At 70.9% G+C, this 21,428-nt stretch carries 19 protein-coding genes; 8 read left to right on the top strand and 11 right to left on the bottom strand.

Features of this window, described 5'->3' with window-relative positions:
* Nucleotides 1-48 precede the first annotated feature (48 nt).
* Genes ACIOKD_RS22230 through iolC form a run of 5 tightly spaced genes read right to left on the bottom strand, consistent with a single transcriptional unit; the run spans nt 49 to nt 6,350 of the window.
* A complete protein-coding gene (locus tag ACIOKD_RS22230) occupies nt 49-1,545 on the bottom strand; it encodes a CoA-acylating methylmalonate-semialdehyde dehydrogenase (RefSeq protein WP_402086591.1) in 1,497 nt (498 codons plus the stop codon).
* 58 nt (nt 1,546-1,603) lie between these two features.
* Nucleotides 1,604-3,478: a 3D-(3,5/4)-trihydroxycyclohexane-1,2-dione acylhydrolase (decyclizing) gene (iolD, locus tag ACIOKD_RS22225; protein WP_402086589.1), complete on the bottom strand. Its 1,875-nt coding sequence runs from the start codon at nt 3,476-3,478 to the stop codon at nt 1,604-1,606.
* 55 nt (nt 3,479-3,533) lie between these two features.
* Nucleotides 3,534-4,409: a 5-deoxy-glucuronate isomerase gene (gene iolB, locus ACIOKD_RS22220; RefSeq protein WP_402086585.1), complete on the bottom strand. Its 876-nt coding sequence runs from the start codon at nt 4,407-4,409 to the stop codon at nt 3,534-3,536.
* 43 nt (nt 4,410-4,452) lie between these two features.
* Complete coding sequence (locus tag ACIOKD_RS22215; RefSeq protein WP_402086582.1) at nt 4,453-5,331, bottom strand: deoxyribose-phosphate aldolase; 879 nt, start codon at nt 5,329-5,331, stop codon at nt 4,453-4,455.
* 44 nt (nt 5,332-5,375) lie between these two features.
* A complete protein-coding gene (iolC, locus tag ACIOKD_RS22210; RefSeq protein WP_402086580.1) occupies nt 5,376-6,350 on the bottom strand; it encodes a 5-dehydro-2-deoxygluconokinase in 975 nt (324 codons plus the stop codon).
* A gap of 244 nt (nt 6,351-6,594) precedes the next feature.
* Here iolC and ACIOKD_RS22205 point away from each other — a divergent pair, with 244 nt between their 5' ends.
* From ACIOKD_RS22205 to ACIOKD_RS22190, 4 genes are read left to right on the top strand one after another with little or no spacing between them, the layout of a single operon-like run.
* Nucleotides 6,595-7,611 (top strand): sugar ABC transporter substrate-binding protein, encoded by a 1,017-nt coding sequence (locus ACIOKD_RS22205; RefSeq protein ID WP_402086577.1) that lies wholly within the window; start codon nt 6,595-6,597, stop codon nt 7,609-7,611.
* 5 nt (nt 7,612-7,616) lie between these two features.
* Entirely contained in the window at nt 7,617-8,690 is a 1,074-nt protein-coding gene (locus tag ACIOKD_RS22200) for an ABC transporter permease (protein WP_402086575.1), read from the top strand.
* A 3-nt stretch (nt 8,691-8,693) separates the two neighbouring features.
* Nucleotides 8,694-9,602 (top strand): ATP-binding cassette domain-containing protein, encoded by a 909-nt coding sequence (locus ACIOKD_RS22195; RefSeq protein ID WP_402086573.1) that lies wholly within the window; start codon nt 8,694-8,696, stop codon nt 9,600-9,602.
* Nucleotides 9,602-10,615 carry a Gfo/Idh/MocA family protein gene (locus ACIOKD_RS22190; protein WP_402086570.1) on the top strand — a complete coding sequence of 338 codons (1,014 nt, stop codon included), beginning with the start codon at nt 9,602-9,604 and terminating at the stop codon, nt 10,613-10,615. The genes ACIOKD_RS22195 and ACIOKD_RS22190 overlap by 1 nt, the downstream gene beginning before the upstream one ends.
* A 220-nt stretch (nt 10,616-10,835) precedes the next feature.
* On the opposite strand, the gene ACIOKD_RS22185 is transcribed toward ACIOKD_RS22190, so the two are convergent.
* Entirely contained in the window at nt 10,836-12,011 is a 1,176-nt protein-coding gene (locus ACIOKD_RS22185) for a phytanoyl-CoA dioxygenase family protein (RefSeq protein ID WP_402086568.1), read from the bottom strand.
* Between the two features lie 205 nt (nt 12,012-12,216).
* A complete protein-coding gene (locus tag ACIOKD_RS22180) occupies nt 12,217-12,654 on the bottom strand; it encodes a DUF4442 domain-containing protein (RefSeq protein WP_402087021.1) in 438 nt (145 codons plus the stop codon).
* 177 nt (nt 12,655-12,831) lie between these two features.
* Between ACIOKD_RS22180 and ACIOKD_RS22175 the strand changes: the two genes are divergently transcribed.
* Both ACIOKD_RS22175 and ACIOKD_RS22170 read left to right on the top strand, forming a co-directional pair.
* Nucleotides 12,832-13,875, top strand: coding sequence for a hypothetical protein (locus ACIOKD_RS22175; RefSeq protein WP_402086567.1), 1,044 nt, complete (start codon nt 12,832-12,834; stop codon nt 13,873-13,875).
* A 116-nt stretch (nt 13,876-13,991) separates the two neighbouring features.
* Nucleotides 13,992-15,326, top strand: a complete 1,335-nt coding sequence (locus ACIOKD_RS22170) for an MFS transporter (RefSeq protein ID WP_402087017.1) — start codon at nt 13,992-13,994, stop codon at nt 15,324-15,326.
* A 103-nt stretch (nt 15,327-15,429) separates the two neighbouring features.
* Here the strand turns inward: ACIOKD_RS22170 and ACIOKD_RS22165 are convergent, their stop codons facing one another.
* The 3 genes from ACIOKD_RS22165 to ACIOKD_RS22155 form a co-directional block, all read right to left on the bottom strand.
* Nucleotides 15,430-16,275 (bottom strand): spermidine synthase, encoded by an 846-nt coding sequence (locus tag ACIOKD_RS22165; RefSeq protein WP_402086565.1) that lies wholly within the window; start codon nt 16,273-16,275, stop codon nt 15,430-15,432.
* 82 nt (nt 16,276-16,357) lie between these two features.
* Nucleotides 16,358-17,539: an elongation factor Tu gene (gene tuf / locus ACIOKD_RS22160; protein ID WP_402086562.1), complete on the bottom strand. Its 1,182-nt coding sequence runs from the start codon at nt 17,537-17,539 to the stop codon at nt 16,358-16,360.
* 321 nt (nt 17,540-17,860) lie between these two features.
* Nucleotides 17,861-18,640 carry a DNA alkylation repair protein gene (locus ACIOKD_RS22155; protein WP_402086559.1) on the bottom strand — a complete coding sequence of 260 codons (780 nt, stop codon included), beginning with the start codon at nt 18,638-18,640 and terminating at the stop codon, nt 17,861-17,863.
* 49 nt (nt 18,641-18,689) lie between these two features.
* Here ACIOKD_RS22155 and ACIOKD_RS22150 point away from each other — a divergent pair, with 49 nt between their 5' ends.
* Complete coding sequence (locus ACIOKD_RS22150) at nt 18,690-19,463, top strand: TVP38/TMEM64 family protein (RefSeq protein ID WP_402086556.1); 774 nt, start codon at nt 18,690-18,692, stop codon at nt 19,461-19,463.
* 113 nt (nt 19,464-19,576) lie between these two features.
* Here ACIOKD_RS22150 and ACIOKD_RS22145 read toward each other — a convergent pair whose 3' ends face one another.
* Nucleotides 19,577-20,746: a thiolase family protein gene (locus ACIOKD_RS22145; RefSeq protein WP_402086553.1), complete on the bottom strand. Its 1,170-nt coding sequence runs from the start codon at nt 20,744-20,746 to the stop codon at nt 19,577-19,579.
* Nucleotides 20,747-20,887: 141 nt separating this feature from the next.
* On the opposite strand from ACIOKD_RS22145, the gene ACIOKD_RS22140 reads away from it, so the two are divergent.
* Complete coding sequence (locus ACIOKD_RS22140) at nt 20,888-21,376, top strand: winged helix-turn-helix transcriptional regulator (RefSeq protein WP_402086550.1); 489 nt, start codon at nt 20,888-20,890, stop codon at nt 21,374-21,376.
* Nucleotides 21,377-21,428 lie beyond the last annotated feature (52 nt).

The raw sequence follows: 21,428 nt of genomic DNA, 5'->3' as shown, positions 1-21,428 counted from the left end.
CGTGCCCCTTCCTTCGGATGTACGTGCGCGCGTGGCTTCGTCGGAGCGTCAGGAATGGCTCGGGAAGCCGAGGTTGATGCCGCCGCTGTCGGCCGGGTCGGGCCAGCGGGTGGTGATGACCTTGCCCTGGGTGTAGAAGGCGACGCCGTCGTTGCCGTAGATGTGGTGGCCGCCGAAGAGGGAGTCCTTCCAGCCGCCGAAGGAGTGGTAGCCGACGGGGACGGGGATCGGTACGTTGACGCCGACCATGCCGGCCTGGACCTCCAGCTGGAAGCGGCGGGCCGCGCCGCCGTCCCGGGTGAAGATGGCGGTGCCGTTGCCCCAGCGGGAGGCGTTGATCAGCGCGATGCCCTCGTCGTACGTCTCGGCGCGGACCACGCACAGCACCGGGCCGAAGATCTCGTCCCGGTAGGCGTCCGCGGTGACCGGGACCCTGTCGAGGAGCGAGACACCGAGGAAGAAGCCGTCCTCGTGGCCGGGCACGGTGAAGCCGGTGCCGTCCACGACGACCTCGGCGCCCTGGGCGGCCGCGCCCGCGACGTACGAGGCGACCTTGTCGCGGTGCTCGCGGGTGATGAGCGGGCCCATCTCGGAGGCCGGGTCGCTGCCGGGGCCGATCTTCAGGCCCTTGGCCCGCTCGGCGATCTTCTCGACCAGTTCGTCCCCGGTGCCGCCGACGGCGACGACGACGGAGACGGCCATGCAGCGCTCGCCGGCCGAGCCGTACGCCGCGCTGATGGCCTGGTCGGCGGCGAAGTCCAGGTCGGCGTCGGGCAGGACGAGCATGTGGTTCTTGGCGCCGCCGAGGGCCTGTACGCGCTTGCCGTGCTCGATGCCCTTGATCTGGATGTACTTGGCGATGGGCGTGGAGCCGACGAAGGAGACGGCCGTGACGTCCGGGTGTTCGAGGAGGCGGTCCACGGCGGCCTTGTCGCCGTGGACGACGTTGAGCACGCCGTCCGGCAGTCCGGCCTCACCGGCCAGCTCGGCCAGCCGGTAGGAGGCGGAGGGGTCCTTCTCGCTCGGCTTGAGCACGAACGTGTTGCCGCACGCGATGGCGAGCGGGAACATCCACATCGGCACCATGGCCGGGAAGTTGAACGGCGTGATGCCGGCGACGACACCGAGGGGCTGGCGGATCGCGGCGACGTCGACCCGGGTGGAGACCTGGGTGGACAGTTCGCCCTTGAGCAACTGCGGGACCGAGCAGGCGAGTTCGACGATCTCCATGCCCCGGGCGATCTCGCCGAGCGCGTCGGAGTGCACCTTGCCGTGTTCGGCGGTGATCAGCTCGGCGATCTCGTCGCGGTGCGCGTCGAGCAGCTCGCGGTACTTGAAGAGGACCGAGGTGCGCTTGGCGAGCGAGGCGGTGCCCCAGCTCTCGAAGGCGGCCTTCGCGGAGGCGACGGCGGCGTCCACCTCGTCCACGGAGGCGAAGGGCACCTGCTTCTCCTGGGCGCCCGTGGCGGGGTTGTACACGGGGCCGAAGCGGTCGGAGGCACCCGCGACGGGCTTCCCGCCGATCCAGTGGTCGATGTTCTGCATACGGTGCCGGTCCTTTTCATGAGCGGAGCAAGCGGGGCAAGCGGGGAGAGGGGCGGGATCAGAGGTGGCGGCGGCGGTCGGCGACCTGCCGCTCGTACGTCGTACGGGCGCTGGTCGCGGCCTCGCGGGAGGCGACCTCGGCGACCGGTACGTCCCACCAGGCCTCGGCGCCGGGCGAGGTGGGCGTCGGGTCGGTCTCGACGTACACGCAGGTGGGGCGGTCGGAGGCGCGGGCGGTGGCCAGCGCGTCCCGCAGTTCGCCCACGGTCCTGGCGCGCAGGACGTCCATGCCGAGGCTGGCGGCGTTGGCGGCCAGGTCGACCGGCAGCGGATCGCCGGTGAACGTCCCGTCGGGGGCCCGGTAGCGGTAGGCGGTGCCGAAGCGCTCGGCGCCCACCGCCTCGGAGAGGCCGCCGATGGACGCGTACCCGTGGTTCTGGATGAGCACCAGGTTGACGGGCAGCCCTTCCTGGACGGCCGTGACGATCTCGGTCGGCATCATGAGGTACGTGCCGTCGCCGACCAGCGACCAGACGGGGGTGCCCGGGGCGGCCTGCTGGACGCCGATGCCGGCCGGGATCTCGTAGCCCATGCAGGAGTAGCCGTACTCCAGGTGGTACTGGCGCGGGCTCCGCGCACGCCAGAGCTTGTGCAGGTCGCCGGGGAGCGAGCCGGCCGCGTTGATCACCACGTCGTCGTCGCCGACCACCGCGTCCAGGGCGCCCAGGACCTGGGTCTGGGTGGGGACGGCGTGCTCGTCGTCGGCCCGGTAGACGGAGTCGACGACCTGCTCCCAGCGCTCCTTGCCCGCGCGGTACTCGGCCTCGTACGCCTCGTCCACGCGGTGGCCGGCGAGTGCTTCGGTGAGGGCTTCGAGGCCCGTGCGGGCGTCGGCGACCAGGGTCCGCGCGCTCAGCTTGTGCGCGTCGAAGGCGGCGACGTTGAGGTTGACGAACCGGACGCCCGGCTCCTGGAAGAGCGTGGCGGAGGCGGTGGTGAAGTCCGAGTAGCGGGTGCCGACGCCGATGACCAGGTCGGCGGTGCGGGCCAGGTCGTCGGCGACCGCGGTGCCGGTGTGGCCGACGCCGCCGACGTCCGCCGGGTGGTCGTACCGCAGTGAGCCCTTGCCGGCCTGGGTGGACGCGACCGGGATGCCGGTGGCCTCCACGAACGCCTTGAGCGCCTGCTCGGCCTCGCTGTGGTGGACGCCGCCGCCCGCGACGATCAGGGGGCGCCGGGAGCCGCGTACGGCCTGCACCGCGGCGGCCAGCTCGGCCGGTTCGGGCGCCGGGCGGCGGACGTGCCAGATCCGCTCGGCGAAGAACTCCTCGGGCCAGTCGTACGCCTCGGCCTGCACGTCCTGCGGCAGGGCGAGGGTGACGGCGCCGGTGTCGACGGGGTCGGCGAGCACCCGCATCGCGTTGAGGGCGGAGGAGATCAGCGCCTCGGGGCGGTGGATCCGGTCGAAGTAGCGGGAGACCGGGCGCAGGGTGTCGTTGACGGACAGGTCGGCCTCGACCGGGTGCTCCAGCTGCTGGAGCAGCGGGTCGGCGACGCGGGTCGCGAAGTAGTCGCCGGGCAGGAGCAGCACGGGCAGGCGGTTGACCGTGGCGAGGGCCGCGCCCGTGACGAGGTTGGTGGCGCCGGGGCCGATGGAGGTGGTGACGGCCTGCGCGGAGAGCCGGTCGAGCTGACGGGCGTACCCGACGGCGGCGTGCACCATGGCCTGTTCGTTGCGGCCCTGGTGGAAGGGCATGGTCTCCTCGCCGGCCTCCAGGAGCGCCTGGCCGAGGCCTGCCACGTTGCCGTGGCCGAAGATCCCCCAGGTACCGGCGATCAGCCGGTGCCGTTCGCCGTCGCGTTCGGTGTACTGGACGGCCAGGAAACGCACCAGTGCCTGGGCGACGGTCAGACGGAGGGTGGAGCGGCTCATCGGTTCCTCACTGGGATGCGGAGGTGGCGGGGCGAGAGGGCGGGGGTCCAGGAGGTCAGGGGGTCAGCCGGGGGTCGACGGGCTGATCCGGCCAGGTGTCGCGGATCCAGGCGTGGTCGGGGTGGTCGCGGATCAGCCAGGCCCGGTCGGCGCCGGGGCCCGCCATCACGTTGAGGTAGTACATGTCGTGTCCTGGCGAGGCGATCGAGGGGCCGTGCCAGCCGTCCGGGATCAGGACGACGTCTCCACCGCGCACCTCGGCGAGCACGTCCGTGCCGCTGCCGTGGCCGGACGGCGAGACGCGCTGGTAGCCGAGGCCGGGGGTGCCCTGGTGGTCGGCGATCTCGAAGTAGTAGATCTCCTCCAGCTCGGACTCCTCGCCGGGCCGGTTCTCGTCGTGCTTGTGCGGCGGGTACGAGGACCAGTTGCCGCCCGGGGTGATCACCTCGACCGCGATGAGCTTGTCGCACTCGAAGACCCCGGCCGCGCCGAAGTTGTGGACCCTGCGGGAGCAGTTGCCGCTGCCGCGCAGCTCCACGGGCACGGCGTCGGCGGGCCCGTAGCGGGCCGGCAGGCGGCGCTCGCAGCGGGCTCCGGTGAGGGCGAAGCGGCCGCCCTGGTGGGAGACGAGGGCGGCGGTCGCGTCCCTGGGCACATAGACGAAGTCGCTGACGCCGCTGAACACGTCCGCGCGGCCGTGCACCTCGAACTCGTCCTGGCCGAAGTCGTCGGTGACGGCGACCGTGCAGCCACCGCCGAGCGAGGTGACGATCCACTCGCTGTCCCCCGCGGTGAACAGGTGCGTCCCACCCGGGGGCAGTTCGAGGACCCGGAGACTGGAGTGGTCCCAGCCCGCGCTCTCCGGGGTCACGTCCACGGCGTACGGGCCGCTCGCGGCCCGGCCCGCGGGCAGGTGGTGTGCGCTGGTCATGAGTGGTCCTTCCGGTCTCCGGTCAGAACGAGCTGGTCTCCGGTCAGAGCAGGCCGACCGCGGTGTCCACCGCGGTCTCCACGGTGCCCTCGGCGGGATAGAGCAGGGAGCGGCCGGCGACCAGCCCCTGGACGGTGGGCAGCCGCAGGCACTTGCGCCACTTCTCGTACGCGCCCTCCTGGTCCCCGCCGACCTCGCCGCCGAGCAGGACGGCAGGCAGGGTGGAGGTCTCCAGGGCCGCGGCCATGTCGTCCGGGTCGCTGGTGACGGGCAGTTTCAGCCAGGTGTAGGCGGAGGTGCCGCCGAGGCCGGAGGCGATGGCGATGGAGCGGGTGACGGCCTCGGCGGAGAGGTCGTTCCGCACCTTGCCCTGGACGCGGCGGGAGATGAACGGCTCGACGAACACGGGCAGTCGGCGCGCGGCCATGTCGTCGACCGCGCGGGCGGTGGACTCCAGCGTGGTCAGCGAGCCGGGGTCGTCGTAGTCGATGCGCAGCAGCAGCTTGCCCGCGTCGAAGTTCAGCCGCTCGATGTCCTCGGCGCGGTGGCCGGTGAAGCGGTCGTCCATCTCGAAGGCGGCGCCTGCCAGGCCGCCGCGGTTCATGGAGCCCATGACGACCTTGTTCTCCAGCGCGCCGAGCAGCAGGAGGTCGTCCAGGATGTCGGCGGTGGCGAGCACCCCGTCCACGCCCGGCCGGGACAGCGCGGTGCACAGGCGTTCCAGCAGGTCGGCGCGGTTGGCCATGGCCAGCTTGCGGTCGCCGACGCCGAGCGCGCCGCGGGCCGGGTGGTCGGCGGCCACGATCATGAGGCGGCCGCTGTCGCCGACGAGGGGTCGCCGGCTGCGGCGGGCGGCCGCTTCGGCCACGGCCTCGGGGTGCTGGACACGCACCCTGACGAGGTCGGGGATGGTGATGCTCAAGGTCTGGCTCCGTTCGGGGTGGTGCGGTGTCGGCCGCGGGACGTTCAGCCGCGTGAGGTGACGAGTTCCTCGACCTCGGCGGCGGTCGGCATCGCGGAGGAGCAGGCGAGGCGGGAGGCGACCAGGGCGCCGGCCGCGTTGGCGTACCGCATCGTCTTCTCCAGTTCCCAGCCGGCCAGCAGGCCGTGGCAGAGCGCGCCGCCGAACGCGTCGCCCGCGCCGAGGCCGTTGACCACCTCGACGGTCACGGGCGGCACCTCGGCGGTGGTGCCGTCGCGGTGGACGGCGAGGACGCCCTTGGGGCCCTGCTTGACGACGGCCAGCTCCACGCCGGCTTCGAGGAGGGCGTCGGCGCAGGCCCGCGGTTCGCGGACGCCGGTGGCGATCTCGCACTCGTCGAGGTTGCCGACGGCGACCGTGGCGTGCCGCAGGGCTTCGGCGTAGTACCGGCGGGCCTCGTCGGGCCCGCGGCGGGAGCCGCTGGTGTCACCGCCCCAGAACATGGGGCGCCAGTCGAGGTCGAAGACGGTGATGCCGGCCTTGTCGCGGGCCTTGAGGGCGGCGAGGGTGGCCGAGCGGCTGGGCTCCTCGCTCAGTCCGGTGCCGGTGATCCAGAAGATCTTGGCCGCCCGCAGCGCGAAGAAGTCCAGCTCGTCGGTGTGGATCACCAGGTCCGGCGCCTTGGGCTGCCGGTAGAAGTACAGCGGGAAGTCGTCGGGCGGGAAGATCTCACAGAACGTGACCGGTGTCGGGTACTCCGCGACCGGGGTGACCCAGCGGTCGTCGACCCCGAACTCCTTGAGGGCCTGGTGGAGATAGGCTCCGAACGGATCATCACCGGTACGGCTGACGATCGCCGTCGCACGCCCGAGGCGTGCCGCGGCGACCGCCACGTTGGCCGCCGAACCGCCGAGGAACTTGCCGAAGGTCTCGACGCGTGCGAGCGGTACGCCGGTCTGCAGAGGGTAGAGGTCGACCCCGATGCGACCCATGGTGATCAGGTCGAAGGACTCGCTCATACGCGTCGCTCCTCGTGTGGATGCGGGCTCGTGGGGGTGCGGGAGGCGGGGGACCGGTGTGTCCTAGGTGTAAGACCGGAGGCCGAGCCATGTCAAGACTTTGTACTTACATTCTCACGTCACCGTGAAATGATGTCTTAACAAAGTATTGACAGCGGGGCATATGAGGGACTTACATCCCCTCCCAACAGAACTGCCGAGTTTTAGCTCCCTCTCCCCTGTCGCACAGTGAGGTGCCGGAAAGATGGACCGCACGTCTCGCCCCCGTTCACGCAGAATCGCCCTCGTCGCCGCGGCCGCCGCGGCGGCACTGATAGTCACCGGTTGCTCCAGCGGCTCGGGAGGCAAGAAGGCCGAGGAGGACTCGGGCAACGCGTCGGCCGGCAAGGCCGACACCCCCCGTATGAAGATCGCGATGATCACCCACGCGGCCGCTGGTGACACCTTCTGGGACCTCGTCCGCAAGGGAGCGGAGACCGCCGCCGCCAAGGACAACGTCGAGCTGGTCTACTCGAACAACCCGGACTCGGCCAAGCAGGCCAACCTCGTCCAGAACGCGATCGACCAGAAGGTCGACGGCATCGCGCTCACCCTCTCCAAGCCCGACGCCATGAAGGACGTCGTCGCCAAGGCCGAGAAGGCCGGCATCCCCGTCGTCGGCCTCAACGGAGGCATCGACGACTGGAAGGAGCAGGGTCTTCTGTCCTACTTCGGCCAGGACGAGTTCGTCGCCGGTGAGGCCTTCGGCGAGAAGCTCAACGCGCTCGGCTCCAAGAACAACATCTGCGTCATCCACGAGCAGGGCAGCGTCTCCCTGGAGGCGCGCTGCGCCGGTCTCAAGAAGACGTTCAAGGGGAAGACCACGACCCTCAACGTGAACGGCACGAACATGCCGTCCGTGAAGTCGACGATCAACGCCAAGCTCAAGCAGGACACGTCGATCGACTACGTGGTCACGCTCGGCGCCCCGTTCGCCCTGACCGCCGTGCAGTCCGTGGACGACGCGGGCAGCAAGGCGAAGGTGGCGACCTTCGACCTCAACAAGGAGATGGTCGACGCCGTCAAGAGCGGCGACATCGAGTTCGCGGTCGACCAGCAGCCGTACCTGCAGGGCTACCTGTCGGTGGACTCCCTGTGGCTCTACAAGACCAACGGCAACTTCAGCGGAGGCGGCCAGGAGCCCGTGCTCACCGGCCCGGCGTTCGTCGACAAGGACAACGTGGACGACATAGCCAAGTTCGCCTCGAAGGGCACTCGGTGACACCCATGACCCAGGCAACGGCACCGGCGGCGAGTTCCTCGCCGCCGGCTTCGCCGGCCGCCCCCAAGGACGGCCGGACCTCGGAACGGTCCCTGGCCCGCCGCCTGGCGGCCCGTCCGGAGATCGGCGCCCTCATCGCGGCGATCGCCGTGTACATCTTCTTCTTCGCGGTCGCCTCGCCCTTCCGCGAGCCGAGCTCGCTGGCCAACGTGCTCTACGAGGCCTCCGTGATGGGCATCATGGCCCTCCCGGTCGCCCTGCTGATGATCGGCGGCGAGTTCGACCTCTCCGCCGGTGTCGCGGTCACCACCTCCGCGCTGACCGCCAGCATGTGGAGCTTCCAGCTGTCCATGAACGTGTGGACCGGCGTGGTCGTCGCCCTGGTGGTGGCCCTCGCGATCGGCGCGTTCAACGGCTACCTGCTGGTACGCACCGGACTGCCGTCGTTCCTCATCACCCTCGGCTCGTTCCTGATCCTCCAGGGCGCGAACCTCGCCGTCACCAAGCTCTTCACCTCGAACGTCGCCACCGACTCCATCAGCGACATGGACGGTTTCGACCAGGCCAAGAGCGTCTTCGCCTCCGAGATAGGCATCGGCGGCGTCGACGTGAAGATAACCGTCTTCTACTGGCTGATCCTCGCCGCCGTCGCGACCTGGCTGCTGCTGCGCACCAAGTTCGGCAACTGGATCTTCGCCACCGGCGGCAGCCAGGAGAGCGCCCGCGCGGTCGGCGTGCCGGTCACCTTCACCAAGATCGCCCTGTTCATGGGTGTCGGCGCCGGTGCCTGGTTCGTCGGTATGCACATCCTGTTCTCGTTCAACACCGTCCAGTCCGGCGAGGGCGTGGGCAACGAGTTCCTGTACATCATCGCCGCGGTCATCGGCGGCTGCCTGCTCACCGGCGGCTACGGCTCCGCGATCGGCGCCGTCATCGGCGCGTTCATCTTCGGCATGGTCTCCCAGGGCATCGTCTACGCCAACTGGAACCCCGACTGGTTCAAGGCCTTCCTCGGCGTCATGCTCCTGCTCGCCGCCCTCGTCAATCTGTGGGTCCGCCGCCAGGCAACCCGGAGGTAACCCATGACCGACAACACCACCTCCAGCGACGACGCCACCGCTGTCCAGGACGCGCCCGAGGACGCACAGCCGATCGTGCGGCTGCGCGGGGCAGGGAAGGCGTACGGCAACGTCCGCGCCCTGCACGGCGTGGACCTGTCCGTCCACGCCGGCCAGGTCACCTGCGTGCTGGGCGACAACGGCGCCGGCAAGTCCACCCTGATCAAAATCATCTCCGGGCTGCACCAGCACACCGAGGGCGAGTTCCTCATCGACGGCGAGGCGGTGCACCTGAGCACCCCGCGTGAGGCCCTCGACAAGGGCATCGCCACCGTCTACCAGGACCTGGCCACCGTGCCGTTGATGCCGGTGTGGCGGAACTTCTTCCTCGGCTCCGAGATGACCAAGGGGCCCTGGCCCGTCCGCCGCCTGGACATCGCGGCGATGAAGCAGACCGCGGACACCGAACTGCGGGCCATGGGCATCGTCCTGGACGACCTCGACCAGCCGATCGGCACCCTCTCCGGCGGCCAGCGCCAGTCCGTGGCCATCGCCCGCGCCGTCTACTTCGGCGCCCGCGTCCTCATCCTGGACGAGCCCACCGCCGCCCTGGGTGTCAAGCAGTCGGGCGTGGTGCTCAAGTACATCGCCGCAGCCCGCGACCGGGGACTCGGCGTCATCTTCATCACCCACAACCCGCACCACGCCTACATGGTCGGCGACCACTTCAGCGTCCTGCGCCTGGGCACCATGGAACTCTCCGCCTCCCGCGCCGAGGTGACCCTCGAAGAGCTCACCAACCACATGGCCGGGGGCGCCGAACTCGCCGCCCTCAAGCATGAGCTGGCCCAGGTGCGCGGCGTGGACGTCGAAGGGCTCCCCGAGGAGCACGACCTAAAGGCACCCCTCGCGGCATCGAAGGGGAAGTCCTGATGGCGGGCGCGCTCGGCGTGGCCGTCATCGGCACCGGCAGGATGGGGGCCGACCATGTGCGCCGGCTCCACGAGGTGACCAGCGGGGCCCGCGTGGTCGCGGTCGCGGACGTCGACGCGGAACGGGTCAAACGCATCGCCGACGGCATCGCGGGCTGCTCCGCCCACACCGACCCGGCCGCCGCGATGGCCGCGGACGGCGTCGACGCCGTACTGATCGCCTCCCCGGGCACCGCCCACGAGGCGGCCCTGCTCACCGCGTTCGAGTACGACCTGCCGGTCCTGTGCGAGAAGCCCCTCACGCCCGGCTCGGCGTCGGCGCTGCGCGTCCTGGAAGCCGAGCAGAAGCTCGGGCACCGCAGGGTGCAGGTGGGCTTCATGCGCCGGTACGACGCCGAGTACGTGAAGCTCAAGTCGCTACTGGAAACCGGCCAGTTGGGCCGGCCGCTGATGCTGCACAACCGGCACCGCAATGTGGCGACCCCGCCCGGGTTCACCAGCGAGATGCTCATCAACGACTCCGTCGTGCACGAGATGGACATCACCCGCTGGCTGCTCGGCCAGGAGATCACCGCGGTCACCGTGCTGAGGCCGACACCGTCGGGCAACGCGCCCGAGGGTCTGCAGGACCCGCAGCTGGTCCTCTTCGAGACCGCCGGCGGCGCGATCGTGGACGTCGAGATCAACGTCAACTGCGGCTTCGGCTACCAGGTGCAGGCCGAGGTGGTCTGCGAGCGCGGCACGGCCCGGATCGGTGACGGGCACTCCCTGGTCACCAACATGGCGGGCCGCTGGGGCGGCACCATCGCCCAGGACTTCACGGAGCGCTTCGAGGACGCGTACGACCGCCAGATGCAGGTCTGGGTGGACGCCACCCGCCGCGGCGAGGTCACAGGCCCCAGCGCCTGGGACGGCTACGCCACGGCAGCGGTCTGCGAGGCGGGGGTCCGCGCCCAGAAGGAGGGCGGCCGCATAGAGGTCGACCTCGCAGAACGCCCACCGTTCTACACCTGACCCCCGGAGACACCCCACACCCTCCAGGGGCGCGGGGAACGGCACAGTCTTCCGCCCTTGCCTTCGGGGGCGCGGGGAACGGCGCAGTCTTTCGGTCCTCAGGGGCGCGGGGAACGGCGCAGTCTTTAAGGGGCGCGGGGAACGGCGCAATCTTCTGGTCTTCAGGGGCGCGGGGAACGGCGCAACCACCCCGCAGGCAAGCGCAACAACCCACCCCACGTCAGCGGACGCGCCCTCCCGCCCCCCGCAAAGCGTCACGCAGACGCCCCGCCTCCCACCCCTCCCGCAGGGCAAGACGAACAAGGTCCGCCTGAGACGCCGGCGCCAGCCCGCCGACAGGCGGGTCGGAGTCCAGGTCGGTCGGAAAGGGATACCCCTCCGCGCTGGACGCCACCACCGCGTCCAGCCACTCCCGACCCGCCCCCGCCGCCGCGCGAGCGAGCAGCACCGGATAGACGGCGTTCGACAGGGCCTCACGGTCGACACTCTCCATGGCCCGCCCGAAGGCGGAGGACACCTGCAGCAGATTGGCCATGCGCCGGATGTCCGCCGACGTGTTGTGTCCGGCGGCATGGAAGAGCGCGGGGTTGAAGAACACCGCGTCCCCCGCGGCCAGCGGCAGTTGCACGTGGTGCGCCTCGAAGTACTCGTGGAACTCCGGCAGCCGCCAGGCCAGATAGCCGGGCTCGTACTTCTGCGAATGCGGCAGGTACATCGTCGGACCGGACTCGACGGGCATGTCGCAGTGGGCGACCGCCCCCTGGAGCGTCAGCACCGGGGAGAGACGGTGCACGTGCGCGGGGTACTCGGCGGCGACCTCGTCGCTCAGGAAGCCCAGGTGGTAGTCGCGGTGCACGGTCTGCGCGGCGCCGCCGGGGTTCACGACGTTGACCTGTGAGGTGACCTGGTAGCCGGGGCCGAGCCAGGCCAGGGAGACCAGGGCGAGGACGTCGTTGGCGTAGTAGTCGGCGAACGCCTCCGGGTCGAGCAGGCCCGCCTTCTCCAGCGCGTTCCAGATGCGGTCGTTCGCGCCCGGCTTCGCGAAGTGGTCGCCGGCGACGGCCCCCGAGGCGCGCTGCTCGGCGATCAGGGCGTCGAAGGCGGCGGTCGCCCGGTCGAGGACCCCCCGGTCGGGGAAAGCGCCCTTGAACACCACGATGCCGGGCCCGTCGGCGAGCGCCCGGACCAGTTCCGTCTGCACGTCGCGTCGGCCCTCGGGCGTCCGCACCTCGGCGCGCAGGCTCTCGCTGTCGTACAGCAGGACGTTCCGCTCGACGGCGGCGGCGTACGGGTAGTCGGCCGCATCGGTGCCCCGCTCGACCAGTGCACGGAATCCGTCGAGGTCGCAGTCGTGCACGGACAGCCAGGTACGGGGTCCTGAAAGGGTGCTGGACATCGTCGTCCTTTCGGGGTGGTCCTTCGGAGGTGTCGCGGCGAACCGTTCGCGGTCACGGCGAGCTTCGCTGTCATTCTCATCAGGCCGCACCCCTCAAGCAATCGTCAGTGAGCCATCAAAAACCCCTCAGAAACGGGCGCACGAGCCGTCCGTACCCGAGCACGGAAGAGGCCCGTCGGGTGGGTGGACGGCCCGCGCGACGGCCTCAGCCGTTGGGGCGCAGCGTCCAGACGACCGTCATCTCGCCGGTGACGGCGCCGTCCTCCCGCCGGATGGCGACGGCCACCGGGAACTCCGGGCGCCGGCCGGCGTCGAGTTCGGCGACGACGTCGGCGGCGGGCCGTCCCAGGGTGGCGGTGGCCGTGACAGGGCCCCTCGCCAGCTTCTTGAACGCGATCTCGGCGGTCACGGGCAGCGGCACGGCCCGCGCGAGCTGGTCCCCGAACGCGGCCAGCACGACCGCCCCGCTCGCCGACTCCCCCAGGGTGAACATCGCCCCGGCATGGGGCCCGCCCACGTGATTGTGGTACTCGCTCTGGTCGGGCAGCGCGAGCACGGCCCTTTCCGGAGTGGTTTCGAGATACTCCAGTTTCAGGGTCCGCACCATCGGCACGGTGGCGGCGAGCATCTCGCCGATGGACATCTGATCTGCGCTCATGGCCGCACGTTACCCACGAGTAGCGAACCTTGAACAGACTCCTGGACGGGATCTCGAACACAGGCCGCCCGCCCTCGCGGAAGATCTCGCGGAAGATCCGGTACGCGCCTGATGAGGGGCAGTGACCCCACCGTGTCCCGTGCGGCACTAGTGTTACCGGCCATGTGGCCAGGAAATCAGCCGCCCGGGGGCGAGCAGAACCCGCAGGACCAGAACCAGAACCAGAATCCGTACCAGCAGCCGGGGTACCAGCAGCCGAATCCGTATCAGCAGCCCGGATATCAGCAGCCCGGGTACCAGACCGGACCTCAGCCGCAGAACCCGTACACGCAGCCGGGGCAGCCCGGCGGGACCGTGCCCGGTGCGCCGCAGCCCCCGGAGGGCGGCGGCGGGAACAGGACGAAGGTCGTCGCGATCGTGGCCGCCGTGGCCGTCGTCGTCGCGGCCGGTGTCACGGGCGTGCTGGTCCTGGGCGGCGACAAGGACGACGAGGCCGGCGGCGACAAGGACGGCAAGGCGAAGCGGCCGTCGTCGAGCGCGCCCAAGGACCCGAGCGCGTCCGCGTCCAGCGGTGAGGACAACCCGCGCGGCACGGATGCCGAGAAACCGACGGTCGCGGGCTGGAAGGTCGTCATCAACCCGCGCTTCGGCACGATGTTCGACGTGCCCGCCGAGTGGGAGATCGAGAGCACCGACACGAGCGTCGGCTTCGAGTGGGAGGAGAAGGGCAAGACCGACCGCACCACGGTCACCGCCCCCGCCTACCTCAAGTCCAAGTGGTGCACCAGCGACAGCGACAAGGACGGCCGCGAGGAGGACACGGCGCTGGTCACCGCGGGAACGCGCGGCGAGAACGGCGCCAAGGACGCGTCCGAGGCGGCCGAGACCCGCGTACCGTGGTGGATCTTCGGTGGCTACACGCAGCCCGACAAGAAGAGCGTGAAGTGGGACAAGGCGAAGGCCTACACGACGAAGTCGGGCCTCAAGGGCAGCGTCGCCAACGCCCACTCCAGCAACACGCCGCAGAACGAGAAGTGTGACAGCGAGGGCAAGGCCATCACCTTCGCGTTCAAGAACAGCGCGGGCGACTACGTCACCTGGAACCTGTTCGGTGCCAAGGGTGTCGACGACGAGATCCCCGAGGCGACCGTCCAGAAGATCCTGAGCACGGTGCGTCTCACCAAGGACGCCCCGACGGACGGCTGACGCGGCGGCGGGACGGCCGGTACCGCGGCAGGAACCATTCGCCCCGCCCGCCGAAGTGCGCGGCGGGGCGGAGCGGGACCACGCGGGAAGCGGCGCGGAACAGGCCGACAATGCGTTTGGCAAGTCGGCCCGTCGGCGGAGATAGTCGCCAGGTGAAACCCTCCGCCGACTCCTCCGCCGTACTGCGCCGCCCTTCCTGGGCGGGTCGCAACTACACCCTGCTGACCGCCGCCGCGGTCGTGACGAGCCTGGGCAGCGCGGGTGCGTTGATCGCGGCGGCGTTCGCCGTCCTGGACGAGGGCGGCGACGGCGGCGACGTGGGCCTGGTGGCGGCGGCCCGCACCCTGCCCCTCGTCCTCTTCCTGCTGATCGGCGGCGCGGTCGCGGACCGCCTGCCCCGGCACCACGTGATGGTCGCGGCCAACACCCTCAACTGCCTCTCCCAGGCGGCCTTCGCGGTCCTCGTGATCGCCGGTGAGCCGCAGCTCTGGCAGATGATGCTGCTCACCGCGCTCGGCGGCACCGGCCAGGCGTTCTTCGCACCGGCCGCCGAGGGCATGCTGCTCTCCTCCGTCAGTGGCAAGCAGGCCAACCGCGCCTTCGCCGTCTTCCGCCTCGCGATGCACGGGGCCGGCCTCGGCGGCGCCGCGCTCGGCGGTGTCATGGTCGCGCTGGTCGGGCCGGGCTGGGTGCTCGCCGTGGACGCGCTGGCCTTCGCGGTCGCGGGCGCCCTGCGGGCCTTCCTCGACGTCGGGCACATACCGCCCCGGGTGCCGGGCACCGGCCTGCTCACCGATCTCCGGGACGGCTGGCGGGAGGTCGTCGGGCGGCCCTGGCTGTGGGCGATCGTCGCGCAGTTCTCGGTCGTGGTCGCCGTCGTCGGCGCCGCCGAGGCGGTGTACGGCCCCCTGGTCGCCCGGGACAGCCTCGGGGGCGCCGGTCCGTGGGGCCTGGCCCTCGCCGCGTTCGGCGCGGGCACCGTCGGGGGCGCGCTGCTGATGATGCGCTGGAAACCCCGCAGACTGCTCCTCGCCGGCACGCTCTGCGTGTTCCCGCTCGCCCTGCCGTCCGCCGCGCTCGCCGTCCCGTTCCCGGTCGGCGCCCTGTGCGCGGTGATGTTCGTGACCGGCGTGGCCATCGAGGTGTTCGGCGTCTCCTGGATGACCGCGCTGCACCAGGAGATCCCGGAGGACAAGCTCTCCCGCGTCTCGGCGTACGACTGGTTCGGCTCGATCGCCATGGTCCCGCTCGCCACCGCCCTCGCGGGCCCTGCCGAGTCCGTCTTCGGACGTCCGGCGGCCCTGTGGGGCTGCGCGGTCCTGGTCGTCGTGGTGACGGCGGCGGTGCTCTTCGTGCCCGACGTACGCAATCTGACGCGGCGCACGAAGGAAGTGACACAGGGGATCCCGGCGCGGAGGGAGCCGGCGAGCCCGGCCCACTCCGAGAACTGAGCCGCGCCCCGTCCACCCGTCCACCCGTCCGCCCGTCTGCCTGCCTGCCTGCCTGTCCGACGATCAGCAGGGCAGCGGATCAGCCGATCAGCCGATCAGCCGATCAGCCGACGCTGAACGCCCCGGTCGGCGGCTCCGGCGACGGGACCGCGTCCTCGTCCCGTACGGGCTTCGCGTCCCCGGTGAAGGCCCGCAGCATGTCCCCGTGTTCGACGCGCGCCGGAAAGGCGTCGGAGGCCGTGCGGCGCATGAGGGTGGCCGTGTCGAGCGGCCGGTGCGAGGCGACGAGCACCGCGTTCCCGAAGCGGCGACCGCGCAGCACCCCCGGCTCAGCGATCAGGGCCAGCTCCTCGAACACGGTGGCGAACGTGGCGAGCTGGGAGCGCAGGAAGGCGAAGGGCGAGGCGTCGGCGAGGTTGGCCAGGTACACGCCCTCGCCCCGCAGCACGCGCGCCGTCTCCCGCGCGTACGCCACCGAGGTCAGGTGCGCCGGTACCCGGGAGCCGCCGAAGACGTCGGCGACCAGCACGTCGGCCGAGGCGGCGGGGGCGTTTTCGAGCCAGGCGCGGGCGTCCGCGCCGTGCAGCGCGATGCCCGCGTCCTCGGGGACGGGCAGATGCTCGACGACGAGGTCCAGGAGCCCGCTGTCGGCCTCCACCACGTCCTGCCGGGACCCCGGCCGGGTGGCGGCGAGATAGCGGGGCAGGGTGAGCGCGCCGCCGCCGAGGTGGAGCGCGTCCAGCGGGAGCCCCGGTTCGGCGACCGTGTCGAGGACGTGCCCGAGCCGTCGCGCGTACTCGAACTCCAGGTACGTCGGTTCGTCGAGGTCGACGTACGACTGGGGCGCCCCGTCGACCGTCAGCAGCCAGGCCCGGTTCCGGTCGATGTCCGGCATCAGCTTGGCGGTCCCGTGATCCACGGTCCTGGTCACGGGTATCGGCTCGTCCACGCGACCATTGTGCCGGTGCCGCGCGGGCACCCGCCCACCCTCCGTACGGAAGGCGGGCATCCGCCCGGCGGGCGCGGACGGTTCAGCCGACGGCGGTCACCGTGCCGGCGCCGACCGTTCGGCCACCCTCACGGATCGCGAAGCCGAGCCCCGGCTCCAGCGGCACCTCACGCCCCAGCTCGACCGTCATGGTGACGGTGTCGCCGGGCCGCGCGACCACGCCCTCCCCGAGGTCGACGTCGCCGACGACGTCCGCGGTACGGATGTAGAACTGCGGCCGGTAACCGGTGGACAGCGGCGTCGTCCGTCCGCCCTCGCCCGCCGACAGGACGTACACCCGCGCCGAGAAGCGACGGCTGGGGACGACGCTGCCGGGCGCCGCGACGATGTGCCCGCGGCGCACGGCGTCGCGCGGGACACCGCGCAGCAGCAGCGCCACGCTGTCGCCGGCCTGCGCCTCGTCCATGGGCTTGCCGAACGTCTCCAGACCGGTGACCACCGTGTCCACGGCGGCACCGAGCACTTCGACGCGGTCGCCCACCCTGATCGTGCCGCGCTCGACGGCCCCCGTGACGACCGTGCCGCGGCCGGTGATGGTGAGCACGTTCTCCACCGGCAACAGGAACGGCGCGTCCACGTACCGCTCGGGCATGGGTACGTACGTGTCCACGGCGTCCAGCAGCGCGCCGATCGCCTCGGTCCACCGCGGGTCGCCCTCAAGCGCCCTGAGTCCGGAGACCCGTACGACCGGTACGGAGTCGCCCCCGTAGCCGTGCGAGGTCAGCAGCTCGCGGACCTCCAGTTCCACGAGGTCGGTGAGTACGGTGTCCTCGCCCTCGTCGACGGCATCCGACTTGTTCAGGGCGACGACGATGTGGTCGACGCCCACCTGCCGGGCCAGCAGCACGTGTTCGGCGGTCTGGGGCATGATCCCGTCGAGCGCGGAGACCACGAGGATCGCCCCGTCGAGCTGGGCGGCGCCCGTGACCATGTTCTTGACGTAGTCGGCGTGGCCCGGCATGTCCACGTGCGCGTAGTGGCGGGTGTCGGTCTCGTACTCGACGTGCGCGATGTTGATGGTGATGCCGCGCGCGGCCTCCTCCGGCGCCCGGTCGATCCGGTCGAACGGTACGTAGGTGCCGGAGCCGCGCTTGGCGAGGACCTTGGTGATGGCGGCGGTCAGGGTGGTCTTGCCGTGGTCGACATGACCCATGGTGCCGATGTTGAGATGCGGTTTGGTGCGCACGTAAGCCGTCTTGGGCATGGCTGTACCTCGAAGCCTCTTCGGTTTCAGCGGAGCTGAGTGATGGCCCCGGCGTCTGGAACGGCCGGAACGGGGACCCCCAGACCTTGCCGACCCTCCCCCTGCGGGGTCCGCCGGACGATCCGGGAAGGGTCAGCTTCGGGCGCCTGCCGCGGCGGCCACGGTGATGAGGACGGCAGCCTTCGTGGCATCCGCGACCGCGGATGCTGCGTGAGGGAAGGCGTACCGGAACATGAGGCGATCATCGCCGACGGACCGGGCCGCGTCGAATGGTTTTCCGCACGCTCCGACCGCGCGGTTACAGGCGTTTCCCCTGGTACGTCAGAGGCTGACAGTGCTGGTGGTGTTGGTGGTGTTGGTGGTGCTGACGTCGCTGATGTTCTTGAGTGCCTCGCGCACGGAGAGCGGCGAGAGCCGGTCCCGCTCGCGGGCGACGAACTCCCCCACCGCGTCCGGATCCGTCTTGGCGTACTCGCGCAGACTCCAGCCGATCGCCTTCCGGACGAAGAAGTCGGGATGACCGGAGCGGCGGACGCAGTACGCGAAGAGGCGCTCGCTGTCGGTGGCCTCCTTGTACCGGATTTGGTGGAGGAGAGCGGTACGGGCGACCCACAGGTCGTCGTCCTCGATCCATTCGTCCATCTCCGCCCGCAGCTCCGGGTCGGCCGCGACGAGGCCGCCGACCACATGGGCGGCGAGCGGGTCGACGGTGTCCCACCAGGGGACCGTCGAGACGAGATGACGGGCCACGGGCAGGAACCCGGACGAGAGACGCCTCACATGCCGGCGCAGACAGTCGACGGCGAAGTACTGGTACTCGCGCTCCGGCAGCCGCCGGCAGCGCAACGCCACCGCCGTGCAGTCGGCCTCGTCCGGCACGGGCGTTCCCCGCAGCACCGTCCGGGAGAGCGCGCGGCGATCAGGCGTGGTCAGACCGAGGAAAGGGGCGATGTCCTTCATGTACGCGCGTGCCGTCGGGGCCCGTTCCGGATCGGCCGAGGCGGGGTAGGAGACGGTCAGCCGCTCCAGCAATGTGTCCGCGAGAGCGCTGTGCGGCGGCCCCGGAGGGCCGTCCGACGTTCCGGCAGCTGTGACGCCCATGAGACGAACCATACGGCGAACACACACATGGGTCAGTTAGTGTCACCGGATGCTCGATGCCACCACCCGCTCTGGGGGCACCGCCACGGTCACTCCCCCGCTTTCCGCAACGGAACTCGTCCCCGTCGAGTTCACCGCCGCGCCGACAGGCCTGGCCGCCCGCGTCACGAGAGCGCTGTTCTCGCCGTGGGCCCGGCTCTCCCTGCTGATCGCGCTGCTGCTTTCGGCCGCCGGGGCGGTGCTGCTGTTCGAGCCACAGAGACTGCTCGCCGACGGCTGGCCGCCCCAGCTGACCGGTGCCGCGGCGGCCCTGGTCTTCGCGGCCGCGTACGGGCTGTGCACGGTGGCGTTCGTACCCCGGCCGATCCTCAACCTCGGAGCGGGTGCCCTCTTCGGCTCGCAGCTGGGGCTCGGGGCCGCGCTCGCGGGTACGGTCCTCGGGGCCGGGCTCGCCTTCGGACTCGGCCGGATGCTCGGGCAGGACGCGCTGCGGCCCCTGCTGCGCGGTCGCTGGCTGCAGGCCGCGGACGGGCAGCTCAGCCGGCACGGGTTCCGCTCGATGATGGCCGCGCGGCTGTTCCCCGGGGTGCCGTTCTGGGCCGCGAACTACTGCGCGTCCGTGTCGCGGATGGGGTGGTTCCCCTTCCTCCTCGCGACGGGCCTGGGATCGATTCCCAACACCGCCGCGTACGCCGTCGCGGGCGCCCGCGCCTCCGCGCCGACATCCCCGGCGTTCCTGATCGCGATGGCTTTCATCGCCCTCCCGGCGCTGGCCGGCGCGATAGTGGCCTGGCGCAAGCGCCACCACCTGCGGGCCCACTGAAACGTGCCCCTGAAAGATGAGAAGCAGGGGCGCAGCCCCGCTTCTCAGGGGCGCGGGGAACTGCGCGGCCGGCCACAGGCAACCCGCACCCGACACATCACCGAGGCCCGGGGCTACATCCCTTCCAGCACCATCGCGTTCGCGAGACCCCCCGCCTCGCACATCGTCTGCAGCGCATACCGGGCCCCGCGAACCCGCATCGCGTGGACGAGCGTGGTCGTCAACCGCGTACCGCTCGCGCCGAGCGGATGCCCGATCGCGATCGCACCGCCATGGACGTTGACCTTGGAGAGGTCGGCACCCGTCTCCTGCCGCCAGGCGAGGACAACGCTGGAGAAGGCCTCGTTGACCTCGAAGAGGTCGATGTCGTCGAGGGTCAGCGAGGCCTTGCGCAGCACCTTCTCGGTGGCGGGTACGACGCCCGTGAGCATCAGCAGCGGATCGGACCCGGTGACGGCGAAGCTGTGCAGCCGGGCCAGTGGCCGAAGGCCGAGACGGGCCGCTGTCTCGCTGGACGTGATGAGCACGGCCGAGGCACCGTCGTTGACCGGGCTGGCGTTGCCCGCGGTCACGTTCCAGTCGATCTGCGGGAAGCGCTCCCCGAAGTTCGGGTCGTAGTAGGCCGGCCTGAGCCCGGCCAGAACCTCCACGGAGCTACCGGGCCGCACGCACTCGTCGCGCGTCACCCCGTCCAGGGGCGCGACCTCGGCGTCGAACAGCCCGCCCTCCCACGCCGCCGCGGCCCTGCGGTGGGACTCCACCGCGAAGGCGTCCATCTGCTCGCGCGAGACCGACCACTTCGCCGCGATCAGCTCGGCGCTGATGCCCTGCGGGACGAGGCCCTCGGGATACCGCTGGGCGACGCCGGGCCCGAAGGGGTCCTTGCCCTCCGGCACGTTCGACCACATCGGCACCCGGCTCATCGACTCCACCCCGCAGGCCACGACCAGGTCGTACGCCCCCGAGATGACGCCCTGCGCCGCGAAGTGCACGGCCTGCTGGGAGGAACCGCACTGGCGGTCCACCGTGGTCGCGGGCACCGACTCGGGGAAGCCTGCGGACAGGACGGCGTACCGGGTGGTGTTCATGGCCTGTTCGCCGACCTGGTCGACGGTCCCGCCGATCACGTCGTCGATGAGCGCGGGGTCGACACCGGACCGTTCGACGAGCGTACGGAGGGTGTGGGCGAGGAGTTCCACGGGATGGACGTGGGCGAGCGAACCGTTCGGCCTGCCTTTGCCGATCGGGGTGCGTACGGCTTCGACGATGACTGCGTCACGCATGGTCTGGCTTCCTGGGAGACAGTTCCGGAGACAACTTCGGAACTGCTTCGAAGTCGGTGGGTTTGAATTCCGAACTCACTAGGTGACTCCACGGTAACCGAGTAAGTTGGAAGAACCAACCCACCCCGTAGACTGGATCGCATGAAGGACGCCCGCCCCTGTTCGATCGCCGGCACGCTCGCCCTCGTCGGCGAGAAGTACTCCCTGCTCGTGCTGCGCGAGGTGTCTCTGGGCGCCACCCGGTTCGACCAGCTGGTCCGCAACATCGGCGCGCCGCGCGACGTGCTGACGACCCGGCTGAAGCGGCTCGTCGACGCGGGACTGCTGGAGAAGATCGCCTACAGCGACAAGCCGCCGCGTTTCGAGTACCGGCCCACCCGGGCCGGCCTGGAACTGGAGCCGGTGCTGCTCACGCTCATGGCGTGGGGCGACCGCCATCTCAACGACGGCGATCGCCCCATGGTGCTGGAACACTTCGGCGGCAGTGGACACACCGGCGGACACGTCATCGGCCACGAACTGATCCCGGTCGTCACCTGCGCGGAGTGCGGCGAAAAGGTCCGCCACGACGACCTGATGGCCCACCCACAGTCCCCGGGGTGGACGGTGACGGGACCCGCGGCGGTCTGAGCCGAGGAGTGCGCACGGTGTGGCGTACCGGTGTGGCGTACCGGGGTGGCGG

It is taken from the genome of Streptomyces sp. NPDC087844 (assembly GCF_044742785.1).
Lineage (GTDB): Bacteria > Actinomycetota > Actinomycetes > Streptomycetales > Streptomycetaceae > Streptomyces.
Note: the sequence above shows the minus strand (reverse complement) of the source record. Positions and strands in the feature narration are given on the sequence as shown.

Coding starts and splice junctions, on each gene's coding strand:
- ACIOKD_RS22230 (WP_402086591.1), bottom strand. CDS start 1,545: ATGCAGAACATCGACCACTGGATCGGCGGGAAGCCCGTCGCGGGTGCC.
- iolD (WP_402086589.1), bottom strand. CDS start 3,478: ATGAGCCGCTCCACCCTCCGTCTGACCGTCGCCCAGGCACTGGTGCGT.
- iolB (WP_402086585.1), bottom strand. CDS start 4,409: ATGACCAGCGCACACCACCTGCCCGCGGGCCGGGCCGCGAGCGGCCCG.
- iolC (WP_402086580.1), bottom strand. CDS start 6,350: ATGAGCGAGTCCTTCGACCTGATCACCATGGGTCGCATCGGGGTCGAC.
- ACIOKD_RS22205 (WP_402086577.1), top strand. CDS start 6,595: ATGGACCGCACGTCTCGCCCCCGTTCACGCAGAATCGCCCTCGTCGCC.
- ACIOKD_RS22200 (WP_402086575.1), top strand. CDS start 7,617: ATGACCCAGGCAACGGCACCGGCGGCGAGTTCCTCGCCGCCGGCTTCG.
- ACIOKD_RS22195 (WP_402086573.1), top strand. CDS start 8,694: ATGACCGACAACACCACCTCCAGCGACGACGCCACCGCTGTCCAGGAC.
- ACIOKD_RS22190 (WP_402086570.1), top strand. CDS start 9,602: ATGGCGGGCGCGCTCGGCGTGGCCGTCATCGGCACCGGCAGGATGGGG.
- ACIOKD_RS22185 (WP_402086568.1), bottom strand. CDS start 12,011: ATGTCCAGCACCCTTTCAGGACCCCGTACCTGGCTGTCCGTGCACGAC.
- ACIOKD_RS22180 (WP_402087021.1), bottom strand. CDS start 12,654: ATGTCCATCGGCGAGATGCTCGCCGCCACCGTGCCGATGGTGCGGACC.
- ACIOKD_RS22175 (WP_402086567.1), top strand. CDS start 12,832: ATGTGGCCAGGAAATCAGCCGCCCGGGGGCGAGCAGAACCCGCAGGAC.
- tuf (WP_402086562.1), bottom strand. CDS start 17,539: ATGCCCAAGACGGCTTACGTGCGCACCAAACCGCATCTCAACATCGGC.
- ACIOKD_RS22155 (WP_402086559.1), bottom strand. CDS start 18,640: ATGGGCGTCACAGCTGCCGGAACGTCGGACGGCCCTCCGGGGCCGCCG.
- ACIOKD_RS22150 (WP_402086556.1), top strand. CDS start 18,690: ATGCTCGATGCCACCACCCGCTCTGGGGGCACCGCCACGGTCACTCCC.
- ACIOKD_RS22145 (WP_402086553.1), bottom strand. CDS start 20,746: ATGCGTGACGCAGTCATCGTCGAAGCCGTACGCACCCCGATCGGCAAA.
- ACIOKD_RS22140 (WP_402086550.1), top strand. CDS start 20,888: ATGAAGGACGCCCGCCCCTGTTCGATCGCCGGCACGCTCGCCCTCGTC.